Annotated in this window: 11 protein-coding genes; 8 read left to right on the top strand and 3 right to left on the bottom strand. The window is 57.0% G+C overall.

Features of this window, described 5'->3' with window-relative positions; all coding sequences use genetic code 11:
* Positions 1 to 338: 338 nt before the first annotated feature.
* Complete coding sequence (locus tag ACOAP0_RS13155) at positions 339 to 1,118, bottom strand: DMT family transporter (RefSeq protein WP_498391433.1); 780 nt, start codon at positions 1,116 to 1,118, stop codon at positions 339 to 341.
* On the bottom strand, positions 1,118 to 2,482 hold the full coding sequence (gene ffh / locus ACOAP0_RS13150; protein ID WP_498376763.1) for a signal recognition particle protein: 1,365 nt from the start codon (positions 2,480 to 2,482) through the stop codon (positions 1,118 to 1,120). Before ffh ends, ACOAP0_RS13155 begins: the two co-directional genes overlap by 1 nt.
* Before the next feature lie 78 nt (positions 2,483 to 2,560).
* Here ffh and ACOAP0_RS13145 point away from each other — a divergent pair, with 78 nt between their 5' ends.
* The 8 genes from ACOAP0_RS13145 (at position 2,561) to ACOAP0_RS13110 (ending at position 12,589) form a co-directional block, all read left to right on the top strand.
* Complete coding sequence (locus ACOAP0_RS13145; RefSeq protein ID WP_498376762.1) at positions 2,561 to 3,364, top strand: cytochrome C assembly family protein; 804 nt, start codon at positions 2,561 to 2,563, stop codon at positions 3,362 to 3,364.
* On the top strand, positions 3,361 to 3,591 hold the full coding sequence (locus tag ACOAP0_RS13140) for a PP0621 family protein (RefSeq protein ID WP_498376761.1): 231 nt from the start codon (positions 3,361 to 3,363) through the stop codon (positions 3,589 to 3,591). The genes ACOAP0_RS13145 and ACOAP0_RS13140 overlap by 4 nt, the downstream gene beginning before the upstream one ends.
* The gene (locus ACOAP0_RS13135) at positions 3,591 to 5,330 is read left to right on the top strand and encodes a two-component system sensor histidine kinase NtrB (RefSeq protein WP_498376760.1); all 1,740 of its coding nucleotides are present in this window, start codon (positions 3,591 to 3,593) and stop codon (positions 5,328 to 5,330) included. Before ACOAP0_RS13140 ends, ACOAP0_RS13135 begins: the two co-directional genes overlap by 1 nt.
* On the top strand, positions 5,309 to 6,820 hold the full coding sequence (locus tag ACOAP0_RS13130) for a sigma-54-dependent transcriptional regulator (protein WP_498376759.1): 1,512 nt from the start codon (positions 5,309 to 5,311) through the stop codon (positions 6,818 to 6,820). The genes ACOAP0_RS13135 and ACOAP0_RS13130 overlap by 22 nt, the downstream gene beginning before the upstream one ends.
* Positions 6,786 to 7,427 (top strand): 1,6-anhydro-N-acetylmuramyl-L-alanine amidase AmpD, encoded by a 642-nt coding sequence (gene ampD / locus ACOAP0_RS13125; protein ID WP_498376758.1) that lies wholly within the window; start codon positions 6,786 to 6,788, stop codon positions 7,425 to 7,427. Before ACOAP0_RS13130 ends, ampD begins: the two co-directional genes overlap by 35 nt.
* 366 nt (positions 7,428 to 7,793) lie before the next feature.
* Positions 7,794 to 10,712, top strand: a complete 2,919-nt coding sequence (locus ACOAP0_RS13120) for a ribonucleoside-diphosphate reductase subunit alpha (protein ID WP_498376757.1) — start codon at positions 7,794 to 7,796, stop codon at positions 10,710 to 10,712.
* Between the two features lie 119 nt (positions 10,713 to 10,831).
* Positions 10,832 to 12,019, top strand: a complete 1,188-nt coding sequence (locus tag ACOAP0_RS13115) for a ribonucleotide-diphosphate reductase subunit beta (RefSeq protein ID WP_498376756.1) — start codon at positions 10,832 to 10,834, stop codon at positions 12,017 to 12,019.
* A gap of 171 nt (positions 12,020 to 12,190) precedes the next feature.
* Positions 12,191 to 12,589 (top strand): histone, encoded by a 399-nt coding sequence (locus ACOAP0_RS13110; RefSeq protein WP_498376755.1) that lies wholly within the window; start codon positions 12,191 to 12,193, stop codon positions 12,587 to 12,589.
* A 69-nt stretch (positions 12,590 to 12,658) separates the two neighbouring features.
* On the opposite strand, the gene ACOAP0_RS13105 is transcribed toward ACOAP0_RS13110, so the two are convergent.
* On the bottom strand, positions 12,659 to 13,729 hold the full coding sequence (locus ACOAP0_RS13105; RefSeq protein ID WP_498376754.1) for a zinc-ribbon and DUF3426 domain-containing protein: 1,071 nt from the start codon (positions 13,727 to 13,729) through the stop codon (positions 12,659 to 12,661).
* Between the last annotated feature and the right edge of the window lie 4 nt (positions 13,730 to 13,733).

Raw genomic sequence — 13,733 nt, 5'->3', positions numbered from 1 at the left:
GTTTGTTTCTGGGACCTGTTCGGCAGGTTTACTCGGCTCAGTAGCAAGATCATATCCAGCTAACCAGGCAACAAAAACCGCTAAGGACGCGAATGAATAATCCTCTTCCTTAGGTCCGCAAAGAAGGCCAAGTGACCTGATCATGCAAGGCACCCGTGTTTTCATGCCGCAACATATATGGACCAAAATTGACCGTCCGCGCCATGGAGCCTTTTAGTGTTCAAGCGCTTCCGCCGCAGCGCGGCTCTCATGAGCCGTGAGCCACGCCCCAGCCGCACCACAGACAGCGATCAATCCCATACCGGCCAGCGTCCAGTGGTCAGGGACGTGGGAGAACATCAACCAGCCCCCCCCCCCAGCATGGCAAAGGCAATCTGGGCGTACATATAGGGCATAAGGATCGACGCCGGTGCGCGCTTGAAGGCTTGGATGAAGATGAAGTGGCCCAGGCTACCCATGAAACCCATGAACACCAGGCCGGCCCAGACCGCGGGTGACGCAATCGGTACCCAAATGAAAGGCAAGGCACACAGGGCGACCACTGCTCCGGTCCAGCCCGTGTAGAACTGCATGGTCATCGGGTCTTCGGTTTTTGCCATGCTGCTGGTCAACAGCTGGAAGCCTGCATTGGCCAGCACCACGCCAATGGGAAAGAGCAAGGCCCAGTTGAAGTCCGCGCCCTCCGGGCGCACGATCACCAGCGTGCCGATGAAGCCGCCCGCCACCAGCAACAGGCGCAAACGCGAGACCTTCTCATGCAGCATGCGCGCTGCCAGCAAGGTCACCACCAACGGGGTCAGCAGCACGATGGCGGTGAACTCGCCCACCGGCATGTGCTTGAGGCTCAGAAACGCAAAGATGCTGGTCGCCAGCAACAAACCGCCACGCGCGATGTGCAAGCCCAAATGCTCGGTCTGCAGCAAGGCGCGCCCCTGCCGCGGCAGCTCAATGGCCGTGGTGGCCACTGCCTGAAACGTGTACCGGAAAAACATGGCCACCATCAGCGGGGCGCTCAGTGACACCCATTTGGTGGTGGTGTCCAGGGTGGCGAAGCAGGCCATGGCCAGGATAGCCAGGCCTATGCCTTTGAGTACCTGTTGCGGAGTGTGTTCGGCCATCAGAAGGGCATCTTGGGCATGCCCTTCATGCCCCCCAGCCGCTTCATCATCTTCATCATGCCGCCGCCCTTCATCTTCTTCATCATCTCTTGCATCTGCTCAAACTCCTTGAGCATGCGGTTGACTTCCTGCACATGCACGCCCGCACCGGCGGCGATACGGCGCTTGCGCGTGGCTTTGATGAGTTCGGGCTTGCGACGCTCCAGCGGCGTCATGCTGTGGATGATGCCTTCCTTGCGCTTGATGTCTTTCTCCGCCTTGTCCATGTCCACCTGACCGGCCTTGGCCGCCATGGCTGCAGGCAGCTTGTCCATCAGGCTGGAGAGGCCCCCCATTTGCTTCATCTGTTGGATCTGGGCCAAAAAGTCGTTCAGGTCGAAGCCGCCACCGCTCTTGACCTTTTCAGCCAACTTCTTGGCAGCCTCGATGTCCACCCCGGCAGTGACTTGCTCCACCAGCGCCACGATGTCGCCCATGCCCAGAATGCGGCCCGCATGGCGCTCGGCGTCGAACACCTCCAGACCATCGAGTTTTTCGCTGGTACCGGCGAACTTGATGGGTGCGCCGGTGATCTGGCGCACTGAGAGTGCGGCACCGCCACGCGAATCACCATCGGTCTTGGTGAGGATGATGCCGGTCAGTGGCAGCGCTTCCTTGAAGGCCTTGGCGGTGTTGACCGCGTCCTGGCCCTGCATGGCGTCCACCACAAACAGGGTTTCAACCGGGTTGAGCGCAGCGTGCAGGTTCTTGATTTCCGACATCAAGGCTTCGTCAATCGCCAAGCGGCCTGCGGTGTCGACCAGCAGCACATCAAAGAAGTGCTTTTTGGCGTAGTCCAGCGCGGCACGGCCGATGTCTACCGGGTTTTGGTCCGGGGTAGAGGGGAACCACTCCGCACCGGCTTGGGCGGTCACGGTTTTGAGCTGCTCGATTGCGGCAGGGCGGTACACGTCACCGGATACGGTCAGCACCTTTTTTTTGCGCTTTTCAATCAAGTGCTTAGCCAACTTGCCGGTGGTGGTAGTTTTACCCGCACCCTGCAAGCCCGACATCAGGATGACGGCGGGTGGTTGGGCCGCGAGGTTTATGTCGCTCACGCCCTCACCCATGGTGGCGGCCAGCTCGCGATTCACGATGCTCACCAACACCTGACCGGGCTGCAAGGAGCCCAGCACTTCCTGACCCAGCGCTTTTTCTTTCACCCGGGCAATAAAGTCGCGCACCACCGGGAGGGCCACGTCGGCCTCCAGCAGCGCCATTCGCACTTCGCGCAGCATGTCGGTGACATTGGACTCGGTGATACGGCCCTGGCCTCGCAGGTCTTTGACGAGGCGGGATAGTTTGTCGGTAAGAGCGGAGGCCATATTGAAGTATTCCGGCAGGCGCAACCTGCGGTGTGAGCCGGACAGTGCCGGCAGGGAGCAAAACGCTAAACTGTGCACATGATTTTAGCCAGTGCGTCTTCCACCAGCTTAGCGTTGTCGGTTTTGGCGGCCTGCGCCTATGCGTGGCCTGCCTTGCGGGCTACCCACCTGTCACCCGCCGCAGCCCGAGGATGGGTCGCACTGGCGTGGTTTCTGCACGGGGCGGTGCTGGCTTGGGGACTGTTGCTACCCCCTACGAAATTCGGTTTTGCACCAGCTCTGTCGATGACCGCATGGGTGGTGGCCGCGTTGTATGCCATTGAGAGCCAGATTTACCCCCAATTGCAAACCCGATGGGCCTTGTCCGCAGTAGGTGCGGTGGCGGTCGTGTTGGCCTGCATCTTTCCGGGATCGACGCTATCCAGCAGCGCGTCCATATGGTTGCCCACGCACCTGGCCTTCGGTGTTGCAAGCTATGGACTATTTGGCACCGCAGTCGTGCATGCATGGCTTATGGGGCGCGCAGAGGCACGCATCCGCCAAGCTGCTGATCCGCATAGCGGCTTGCCCTTGTTGACCCTGGAGCGGCTCACCTACCGGTTTGTGGGTGCCGGCTTTGTTTTGCTGACAGCCACCTTGGTCATGGGTTACGTGTTCGGCGACTTGGTGTACGGCCAAGGCCATGCCTGGCATTGGGATCACAAGACGGTTTTTTCTGTTCTGTCGTGGGTCACATTCGCCATCTTGCTATTGGGCCGGGCACGCTTCGGCTGGCGCGGCAAACGCGCCGTGGCTGTGCTTTACACAGGCTCCGTGCTACTGCTCTTGGGCTATATCGGCTCGCGCTTCGTGCTGGAAGTTTTACTGGGACGGTCCACGTGAAGTACCTCTTGTTACTGCTGATTGCTTTGGCGGTGTTGTGGAGGATCCGCAGCAAGCTCCGTGTGCCTGACAGCCCGCATACGCAAGAGCAGGCAGAGCCTGTTTCTAAGACGGTGGAGATGCATGCCTGCACGCACTGCGGACTGCATATGCCGTTCTCCGACATGGTTGCGGGCACGCGCGGGCGCTACTGCAGCGACGGACACCGCTCGTTGGCTGAACACTGATGCAGCAGGAGCAAGGGGAGCACTCCTGGTTCGGTGCATCGGCGCTGGAAGCCGTTCCCGGACTCGCAGAAGACCAGGGGGACTTCAAACGGCTGTGGCAGGCATTCATGACGGCACGCCTGGTCTTGGGCATAGTGCTGGTACTACTTCAAATCACGCTTTATGCGACCGGCCCGGCCCATAGCAAAACCTTGCTGGCAGTTTGCATAGCCTATTTTTTGGGCACGCTAGCTACCCGACTTCATTTGCGCCCCCGCCCCTTGGGCGCGGCGTTTACTCGCTCTTGGGGCGTGCTAATTGGCATTGACGTGCTGGCGTTCTCGGCATTGCAATGGCTTCACGGGAACAGTCTCAATTACACCCCTTTGTTTGCCTTGCCGGTGCTGCTGGCTTCAGTTTTGGGGTCCCTGCGTTTGGCATTGGGGACCGCAGCCGGCGTGACAATGTTGCTTCTGGGGGGGGCAGTCTGGACCCAGATTCGCAGCGATCAAGACAACCCGGCCTCGTTCGTCCAAGCTGGACTCAGTGGCGTAGGTTATTTCGCGATTGCCTTTCTGGCGAACCAATTGGCAACACGACTGGCCAATGAAGGTAAGCGAGCACGGCAAAGCCAGTTGGCGGCCACCATCCAGCGGGAGGTGAATGAACTGGTGATCGAAGCCCTGCCGGAGGGCGTGATGATCGTGGACCAGGGTGGCATCGTGCGTGCAGCCAACCCCGCAGCACGCGCGTTGCTGGGCGATGAGGACCGCCTGCGCGCAGCAGTGTTCGATCTCAAGGCTGACCCCGCGTGGAGGCCTCTCCTGCATTTAAGCAGGCTCAGCCTGGGCAGTGGCCAACAGCAAGAGGCAGAAGTCTCACTGCAGCATGAAGGAAGCGCGCCATTAAAGGTTCTGGCCCGAACCCGGCTGGCAGCGCCCCAAGGTATCGGGGAAGACAGTCTGTGCGTCTTGTTCCTGCAAGACCAACGCCAAGCGGAGGCGCGGTTGCGCACCGAAAAATTGGCCAGTATGGGACGCATGTCCACAGCGGTAGCCCATGAAATCCGCAATCCTTTGGCGGCGATTGCGCAGGCCAACGCACTACTCGCAGAGGATTTGAGTGACCCGAAGCAGCTTCGCTTGACGAATATGGTCGGGCAGAACGCCAAAAGACTTGAAAAAATCGTGGATGACATCCTGAACGTCGCCCGGGCGCGCGGCGCCAACTTTAGTGAGCGCGACGCCCTGCACGGCCTGAGTGAAGCGGTGTACAAAATCGCACGAGACTGGGCTCAGCAACATGGTCAGACCGGAATGATCGGATTTGAGATTGATCCAGCAGTGCATTCTGTCCGGTTTGACCATGATCATTTGCGGCAAGTCATGGTCAATTTGCTGGACAACGCGCACCGCTATGCCAGTCGCCACTTGGAGGCCATTCAAATCACAGTGACCTATGGCGATGAAGTCGCTTTGGTGTCCATCTGGAGTGATGGTGCACGCATGGACCAGACAGTGGAACGGCATCTTTTCGAACCCTTCTTCTCGTCGGAGAGCCGCTCCAGCGGCCTCGGCTTGTATATTTCCCGCGAGCTGTGCGAGCGACACAGCGCGACTCTGACCTACCAACGCAATTCCCGGATACGTGACAGCCAACTGCATGAGGGCAACGAATTCATGCTGACCCTGACAAGATTGACATCTTCCATGAGCGCTGAAAGCGACCACAACACACCATGGCAAGCCTCCCTGTATTGAGCGCCTCAAAGATCCTGGTGATTGACGACGAACCGGATCTGCGCACGCTCTATGAACTGACCCTTCTACGGGAAGGCCATCAAGTCGACACCGCCGCATCCGTGCAGGAAGCGCTGGAAGCCTTGGCGCGTCAGCCTTATGACCTGGTCATTACTGACATGCGTCTACCTGACGGCATGGGTATTGATATTCTGAAGAACCTGCGTCATCAATTCCGGGGCGAGCGCTGCATGGTGATTACGGCCTACGGATCAGCCGAAAATGCCGTCGAGTCCCTGAAAGCTGGCGCCTTTGACTACCTGACAAAGCCAGTCGACTTGAAGCAGTTCCGGACTGCAGTCGCATCGGCACTTAGTGACAGCCGTGGATTAGACGCAGCGACTACAAGTGCGAAAACGGTCGCGAGAGTGGCAGCCAGCGCGACCGCTGCATCCGCCTTGGAGTTGATGGCGGGTTCCTCTGTAGGCATGCTCGCGGTCAAGGAACGCATTGCCAAGGTGGCACGCAGTATGGCGCCCGTCCTGATTCGGGGCGAGTCCGGTACGGGTAAAGAGTTAGCGGCCAGAGCCCTGCACGCGAATAGCCATCGGTCTCAAGGGCCGTGGGTTGCAGTGAACTGCAGTGCGATCCCCGAAGCCTTGTTGGAAGCGGAGTTCTTTGGCGCCAAAAAAGGCGCCTATACAGGAGCGACGCAAGACAGAACCGGCTTTTTCCAAGCGGCGCACGGGGGGACTTTGTTTCTGGACGAAATCGGCGATCTCCCTCTAGCCATGCAAGCGAAACTTCTGCGTGCCATTCAGGAGAGAAAAATCCGCCCCTTGGGAAGCAATGTGGAGGAAGTTGTCGATGTGCGGTTGGTCAGCGCCACACACAAAGACCTGGCAGCAGAAGTCGCGGCCAACACGTTCCGCCAAGACCTCTATTACCGACTGAATGTCATCGATATCCACCTCCCGCCTTTGCGCGAGCGCAAAGACGACCTGGAGGTTTTGTGCAGGGCGATCCTCCAACGTATATGCGCTGAAACCGGCAGCCCCGTACCGGCGATTTCAGCCTCCATGTTGGAGCAACTGAAGCTGCATCCACTCAAAGGCAATGTCAGGGAACTGGAGAACCTGTTGCACAGAGCCATGGCGCTATCGGATGGCTCCGCCCTGGAAATGGATGTCGCCTACGCGGACTCCACACCTGCGGTGCTATTGCCCACACAAGAATCAGCCCTTGCAAATAAAGAGATCTTAGATATCCAGGCGCAAACCGATGTCATGAATGAACTGGCAACAGCGCCTGCACCACTGGCCATACCCAACGACCTGCAAAGCCATCTGGACGCCCAAGAGCGCGACATTCTGGTTCGCGTACTGACAGAAACACGTTTCAACCGCACTGCTGCAGCCCAGCGACTGGGAATCAGCCTGCGCCAGATACGTTATCGCATGGAGCGCTTGCGCATCGATGTGCCGGGGGAAGACCGTGACAAGACACCCTGACCCCGCACTGCCCAATGCATCCGGTTGGGACGCCGGATGGTGGTCCGAAGCACAGCACGTACCCTCTCCCAACTTCGGCCCCAGACCCGCTAGCGCAGTTGTCGACCTGGTAGTTATCCACTCCATATCGCTACCGCCTGGTGTATATGGCGGCCCTGAGGTGCAGCAACTTTTCACCAACACTTTGGACTGGGATGCGCACCCTTACTTCCAAACCATACGGGGCATGGAGGTATCGAGCCACTTCTTCATCCGGAGAACCGGGATAGTTTTGCAGTTTGTCAGTTGTAACGAACGCGCGTGGCATGCGGGCAAGTCCTGCTACCGGGATCGCGACAACTGCAACGATGACTCCATCGGTATTGAGCTGGAAGGAACCGAGGAGGACAGGTTCACTCCGCCTCAGTATGAAAGCCTTCACCGCTTGTGTAGGGCGATTGCACAAAACTACCAGATTCAATACCTTGCCGGACATGAACACATTGCCCCGGGTCGCAAAACCGACCCGGGACCAGGATTTGAATGGTCCGAACTGAAGCTTTGGCCAGAGATTTCCGGATGGCATTTTCCTTCCGGGGTGCCACAAAGCGACACCGGACAAATCTGAGTTCGCACAACTCAAAATAAATTTTGAAGCCTGTTTGAACGCACCCGAATAGTGCGCATTCAGAACCGGCGCGCGTTTCCCGATGAAATTTGCTGCTGAGCCCCGCCAACACTTGCGTTGGGGCTCCAAAACACCGGATTTCAAGGCTTGGCAACACCATAAAAACACTGGTGCCCATACACCCTCGGGTTTGCGCTGAGCAAATCGCTGCGTAGAGGCAGATACACTACCGGTAGTGGCTTGTCACCGCCACAGACCCCAGATATAGTGTGCCCTGATTGTTGCGCATGGACATATGGCGTCACCGTGACAACCATGACTGACACCGGATCACCACAAAAAAACATCGATTTAGACGAGGAAATCATGCAATCTATTTCTACTGCTGTATCAACCACTACAGCCCCTCTGTTGTCTCCCGTCCCGGGCTCAGAATCGACCGTAACAAACGCATTTGCGCAGTACCAGATCATTCGCCGCAATGGCGCCGTCGTGCCCTTTGAGCCGAACAAAATCGCAGTGGCCATGATGAAGGCATTTCTCGCGGTACACGGCACCCAAGGCGCAGCATCCGCCAGCGTTCGGGAAACCGTTGATGGGTTGACCCAGCAGGTCATCCGCGCCTTGGTCCGTTCACGGCCCGGCGGTGGAACTTTCCATATTGAAGACGTGCAAGACCAGGTCGAGTTGGGCCTGATGCGCGGCGGCCACCATGAAATTGCACGTGCATATGTGCTTTACCGTGAACGCCGCACCCAAGAGCGCGCCAAACAAGTGGCGACAGAGGCTCCTGCAGCGCCCGTCATTCACGTCATTGACAACGGTCAGCGGGTACCCTTGGATCTGGCTCAGCTCCAGTTCCGTATCGAAACGGCCTGTTCTGGTTTGGGGGCTGATGTCAAGGCGGCCCCCATCCTTGCGGAAACCATGCGCAACCTCTACGACGGTGTGCCCTTGGACGAGGTCTACAAGGCGGCCATTTTGGCGGCTCGTACCCTGATTGAAAAAGACCCGGACTACACCTACGCCACTGCGCGCCTGCTGTTCCACACGATCTCCCGTGAAGTCTTGGGCCGCGATGTGGCTCAGGCTGATATGCAGGAAGCCTATGCGGACTATTTCCCCGGTTTTATCAAGCGTGGTATCGCCGCAGAACTTCTGGACGAAAAGCTTCAGCAGTTCGATTTGAAGCGCTTGGGTAGCGCCCTTAAGGCCGGCCGCGATTTGCAGTTTGACTACCTCGGCCTGCAAACCTTGTATGACCGCTACTTCCTGCACGAAGGCAAAACCCGCATTGAGTTGCCACAGGCGTTTTTCATGCGCGTAGCAATGGGTCTGTCCCTGAACGAAATTGACCGTGAAGCCCGCGCGATCGAGTTTTACGAAGTGCTGTCCAGCTTTGACTTCATGTCCAGCACACCGACCCTCTTTAACAGCGGTACTTTGCGCTCACAACTGTCCAGCTGCTACCTGACCACGGTGCCTGACGATCTGGATGGCATCTACGAATCCATCAAGGAAAACGCACTCCTTTCCAAGTTTGCGGGCGGTCTGGGCAATGACTGGACACGCGTACGTGCATTGGGCTCCCACATCAAGGGAACCAATGGCGAATCTCAAGGGGTGGTACCGTTCCTGAAAGTGGTGAACGACACTGCCGTGGCTGTGAACCAAGGTGGCAAGCGCAAAGGTGCTGTTTGTACTTACCTCGAGACATGGCACTTGGACATCGAAGAGTTCCTAGAGTTGCGCAAGAACACCGGTGACGACCGCCGTCGCACCCACGACATGAACACCGCGAATTGGATTCCGGACTTGTTTATGCGCCGAGTAATGGAAAAAGGCACTTGGACCCTGTTCTCACCGTCCAACGTGCCTGACTTGCACGACCTGTTTGGCGCGGAATTCGAGAAGGCCTATGTCGCTTACGAAGAGAAAGCGGCGCGTGGTGAGATCAAGCCATCCCGCACCGTACAAGCCAGCGATCTGTGGCGCAAGATGCTGACCATGCTGTTCGAAACCGGACATCCATGGATCACATTCAAAGACGCATGTAATGTGCGTTCCCCACAACAGCACGCAGGTGTGGTGCATTCCTCCAATCTGTGCACCGAAATTACCCTGAACACATCCGACACTGAGACAGCCGTGTGCAATCTGGGCTCCGTGAACCTGCTGCAACACTTGAAAGACGGCGCACTCGACCACAACAAGCTCAAGCGCACGATCTCCACCGCTATGCGCATGTTGGACAACGTGATTGACATCAACTACTACGCGGTGAAAAAGGCGCGTGACTCCAACATGCGCCATCGCCCCGTGGGCTTAGGTCTGATGGCTTTCCAGGACAGCCTGTATGAACTGCGCATTCCTTACGCCAGCGACGCGGCTGTAGAGTTCGCAGACCAATCCATGGAAGCGATCAGCTATTACGCCTACTGGGCTTCCACTGATTTGGCCCGCGAGCGGGGCAAGTACCACAGCTACAAGGGCAGCCTGTGGGACAAGGGCGTGTTGCCACCAGACACTCTGGACATGTTGGCTAACGCCCGTGGCGGATATGTGGAAGTAGATCGCTCCTCCACACTGGACTGGAACGCCTTGCGCAACAAGATTGCCGCTGACGGCATGCGCAACTCCAACTGCGTGGCCATTGCGCCGACTGCGACAATCTCCAACATCATTGGCGTGGACGCATCCATCGAGCCCTGCTTCGGCAACCTATCGGTCAAGTCCAACCTGTCCGGTGAATTCACCGTCATTAACAGCTACTTGGTGCGCGACCTCAAGCGCCTTGGCTTGTGGGACGACGTGATGGTCATGGACCTGAAGCATTTCGACGGCTCCCTGAGCCCGATCGATCGCGTGCCTCAAGAAATCAAGCAGCTCTATGCCACTGCATTCGAAGTGGAAACCCGCTGGTTGGTGGAAGCTGCGGCACGTCGCCAGAAGTGGATTGACCAAGCGCAGTCTCTCAACATCTATATGGCGGGTGCTTCCGGCAAGAAGCTGGATGAGACCTACAAACTGGCTTGGTTGCGTGGACTGAAAACCACCTACTACCTCCGCACGATGTCTGCGACACACGCTGAAAAATCGACCGTCACAGCGGGACGTTTGAATGCAGTGTCATCCGGCAACGATGCGCAAGGCTCCACCAAAATGTCCAGCGCCTTGGAAGCTGCTGCTGCAGCGGCACAAGCCCAGATGGAGTTGGCCAGCAATGCTGCAACTGACATCAAGTTCTGCGGCGTTGATGACCCGACCTGCGAGTCCTGCCAATGATTTCAATAGCGTCGCGGTGCAAATTGCGATGCTATTGAACAACACAAATTTTCAGTGAATTGCATGATTACTTTTCAATTCAATTCACTGCTCACATAATCTGCAAATTGGAATCATCTATGTTGTCCTGGGACGAAGAAGTCAAGCCCGCATCGCCGTTGAATTACGCGCGCAATCCGTCTGGAAATGACGCAGTGGCGCAGGCACCAGTGTCTTCTGTATTCGCGGCTCAAACATCGGTTACCCCGCTGTCCACTGCAATGCCAGCAGCCAAGCCGAGTGCCGGCGGACATCGCGTCAAGGCATCTGATAAACGCATCATCAACGGACAAACTGACGTCAATCAGTTGGTCCCTTTCAAGTACAAGTGGGCCTGGGAAAAATACCTCGCTACGTGCGCGAATCACTGGATGCCCCAAGAGGTCAACATGACGCGCGACATCGCGTTGTGGAAGGATCCCAATGGACTGACTGAAGACGAGCGCCGCATCGTCAAGCGCAACCTCGGCTTCTTTGTGACTGCAGATTCCTTGGCCGCCAACAACATTGTGTTGGGTACTTATCGCCATATCACCGCGCCTGAATGCCGGCAGTTCCTGTTGCGCCAAGCATTCGAAGAGGCCATTCACACCCACGCCTATCAATACATCGTGGAGTCCCTGGGTCTGGACGAGAGCGAAATTTTCAACGCGTATAACGAAGTCCAGTCCATCCGCGACAAAGACGAGTTTCTGATCCCCTTCATTGAAGCGATCATGGACCCGAACTTCCACACGGGTACGTCTGAAAGCGATCAAGTGCTGCTGAAGTCTCTGATTGTGTTTGCCTGCCTGATGGAAGGTCTATTCTTCTATGTGGGCTTCACCCAAATTCTCGCGTTGGGTCGCCAGAACAAGATGACTGGTGCTGCTGAACAGTATCAATATATTCTTCGCGATGAGTCGATGCACTGCAATTTCGGCATCGACCTGATCAATCAGTTGAAGCTGGAAAACCCTCATCTGTGGACGCCCGAATTCAAGGCGGAGATCAAGGCACTTTTCGAGAAGGCCGTCGAACTTGAGTACCGTTATGCGGAAGACACGATGCCACGCGGCGTACTCGGCATGAATGCTTCGATGTTTAAGGGCTACTTACGCTATATCGCAAATCGCCGGGCCACACAAATCGGCTTGGAGCCGCTTTTCCCGAATGAGGAAAATCCGTTCCCGTGGATGAGCGAAATGATTGACTTGAAGAAGGAACGTAACTTCTTCGAAACGCGTGTTATCGAGTACCAGTCCGGCGGCGCGCTGTCCTGGGATTAATCAACTCGTTATGCCGCTCCAGTTTTCGCCCCTGTTCTGCTGCTGCTTGTTCAGTGCAATGGGTGTGCGACACCGAGTTCATGCCGCTGGGATAGCGCCCAGTGGCATGAATCACTTTCTGCCAGATACGCAGCGGAAAGTGCTTCTTGCACCTTGATCAAGGAGAACATGATGGCAACTGCAAAAAAACTGGCCGCTAAGAAGGCCGCTCCCGCGAAGAAAGCAGCTCCTGCTAAAAAGGCCGTAGCAGCGAAGAAAGCCGCTCCCGCCAAGAAGGCTGCAGCTCCTGCTAAAAAAGCAGCAGCTCCTGCCAAAAAGGCCGTAGCAGCGAAGAAAGCCGCTCCCGCCAAGAAGGCTGCAGCTCCTGCTAAAAAAGCAGCAGCTCCTGCTAAAAAGGCCGTAGCAGCGAAGAAAGCCGCTCCCGCCAAGAAGGCTGCTCCTGCTGCCAAGAAGCCTGCTGCAAAGAAGGCTGCAAAGGCACCTGCTGCGAAGCCTGCCGCTGCCCCTGCGGCACAAACCACGCTGAATCCTCAAGCTGCGTGGCCATTCCCTACTTCCAGCAAGCCCTAAGCGGCCTGCCTGAAGTAGAAAAGCCCGGCGCCATAGGCCCCGGGCTTTTTTGTTGGCACCACAAGCCGATCAAGGATAAAAGGCAAGTAGACGGTACCCTGACACGCGCTCTGAAGAGTTCCCTGCTTTCACCGCAATGGGAAGTACCGTTGAAAACTCTGCACCAGGCTCCAAGGTATTCGCTTTAAAGCCTATATCTTGCGGCTTAAGAACACGACGTATCAGGCTTTGGTCCTGCATATCCGTGAGAGTCAGCTCTAACGCCGGCGGAGCAACAGGGACAGGACCATTATTTTTTAAAGCAACATTGAGCCGATACACATCGGTTCGAACCTTGGTGAACGATGAACTATCGATCACCACCGCTTCAATGTTACGCAATGGACTCACGCTGCAATCCATCACCTCACACAAAGCCTCCAGCGCAGGCAGCGTGGATGGCTCATAGGCGGCCCAACGATCTCGCTCATGGACGGCAACTTGCACTGCCAACGCCCCGATCAACACCATGCCCGATAGCCCCAGAACAATACGTACGCCTGTTTTGTGCCAAATGCTCTTGCCCCGCCCTTCCCGCATGAACGAGGGCTGTTTAACCTCATCCTTCTCTGTGACTTTCACATGGGCTTGTGTGTAACGGGGCGCCGCACCCGACAAAGTTTCCAGAGGGGGCTCCGCAGGCGCATCCAACGGCGGTGTCTCGTGGTCCACACCGGGAGTTTGCGCGAGTGATTTGGGGCTCTGCGACAAGAAATCATCCAATCCCGTGTCAGAGGACTCATTGACCGGTGTGCCGACCGGAAGAGATTCGTCAGGATGTAAGTGATCGCGTAAAGCGGCGTCTGACTGTTCCGCAGTGAATGACACGTTGGAGGCATCATCCTCTGTCTCTTTGGGAGATTCGTCAGACGCGAATCGCAGAGAAGCAGCCCAGTCCGGATCAGGGCTGGTGGTGGCTACAGGATCACGCGGGGGCTCCGGCTCCAGAGACACGGGAACAGGCTCGGAGTGAAGATTCGCGTTGGCATCGAAAACTTCATCACACTGCCCACAACGAACCCAACCATCGGATATACGCAACTGGTCCGGCACGACCTTGAACATCGTGGAGCATGCCGGGCATTGGGTAATCAGACTCATTGCG

This window comes from Curvibacter sp. Hmag1.1, from assembly GCF_059769165.1.
Note: the sequence above shows the minus strand (reverse complement) of the source record. Positions and strands in the feature narration are given on the sequence as shown.

What these genes read in the sequence shown, in the direction of transcription:
- ACOAP0_RS13110 (WP_498376755.1), top strand. Translation starts at nt 12,191, where the DNA reads ATGGCAACTGCAAAAAAACTGGCCGCTAAGAAGGCCGCTCCCGCGAAG.
- ACOAP0_RS13155 (WP_498391433.1), bottom strand. Translation starts at nt 1,118, where the DNA reads ATGGCCGAACACACTCCGCAACAGGTACTCAAAGGCATAGGCCTGGCT.
- ffh (WP_498376763.1), bottom strand. Translation starts at nt 2,482, where the DNA reads ATGGCCTCCGCTCTTACCGACAAACTATCCCGCCTCGTCAAAGACCTG.
- ACOAP0_RS13115 (WP_498376756.1), top strand. Translation starts at nt 10,832, where the DNA reads ATGTTGTCCTGGGACGAAGAAGTCAAGCCCGCATCGCCGTTGAATTAC.
- ACOAP0_RS13120 (WP_498376757.1), top strand. Translation starts at nt 7,794, where the DNA reads ATGCAATCTATTTCTACTGCTGTATCAACCACTACAGCCCCTCTGTTG.
- ACOAP0_RS13105 (WP_498376754.1), bottom strand. Translation starts at nt 13,729, where the DNA reads ATGAGTCTGATTACCCAATGCCCGGCATGCTCCACGATGTTCAAGGTC.
- ACOAP0_RS13145 (WP_498376762.1), top strand. Translation starts at nt 2,561, where the DNA reads ATGATTTTAGCCAGTGCGTCTTCCACCAGCTTAGCGTTGTCGGTTTTG.
- ampD (WP_498376758.1), top strand. Translation starts at nt 6,786, where the DNA reads ATGTGCCGGGGGAAGACCGTGACAAGACACCCTGACCCCGCACTGCCC.
- ACOAP0_RS13135 (WP_498376760.1), top strand. Translation starts at nt 3,591, where the DNA reads ATGCAGCAGGAGCAAGGGGAGCACTCCTGGTTCGGTGCATCGGCGCTG.
- ACOAP0_RS13130 (WP_498376759.1), top strand. Translation starts at nt 5,309, where the DNA reads ATGGCAAGCCTCCCTGTATTGAGCGCCTCAAAGATCCTGGTGATTGAC.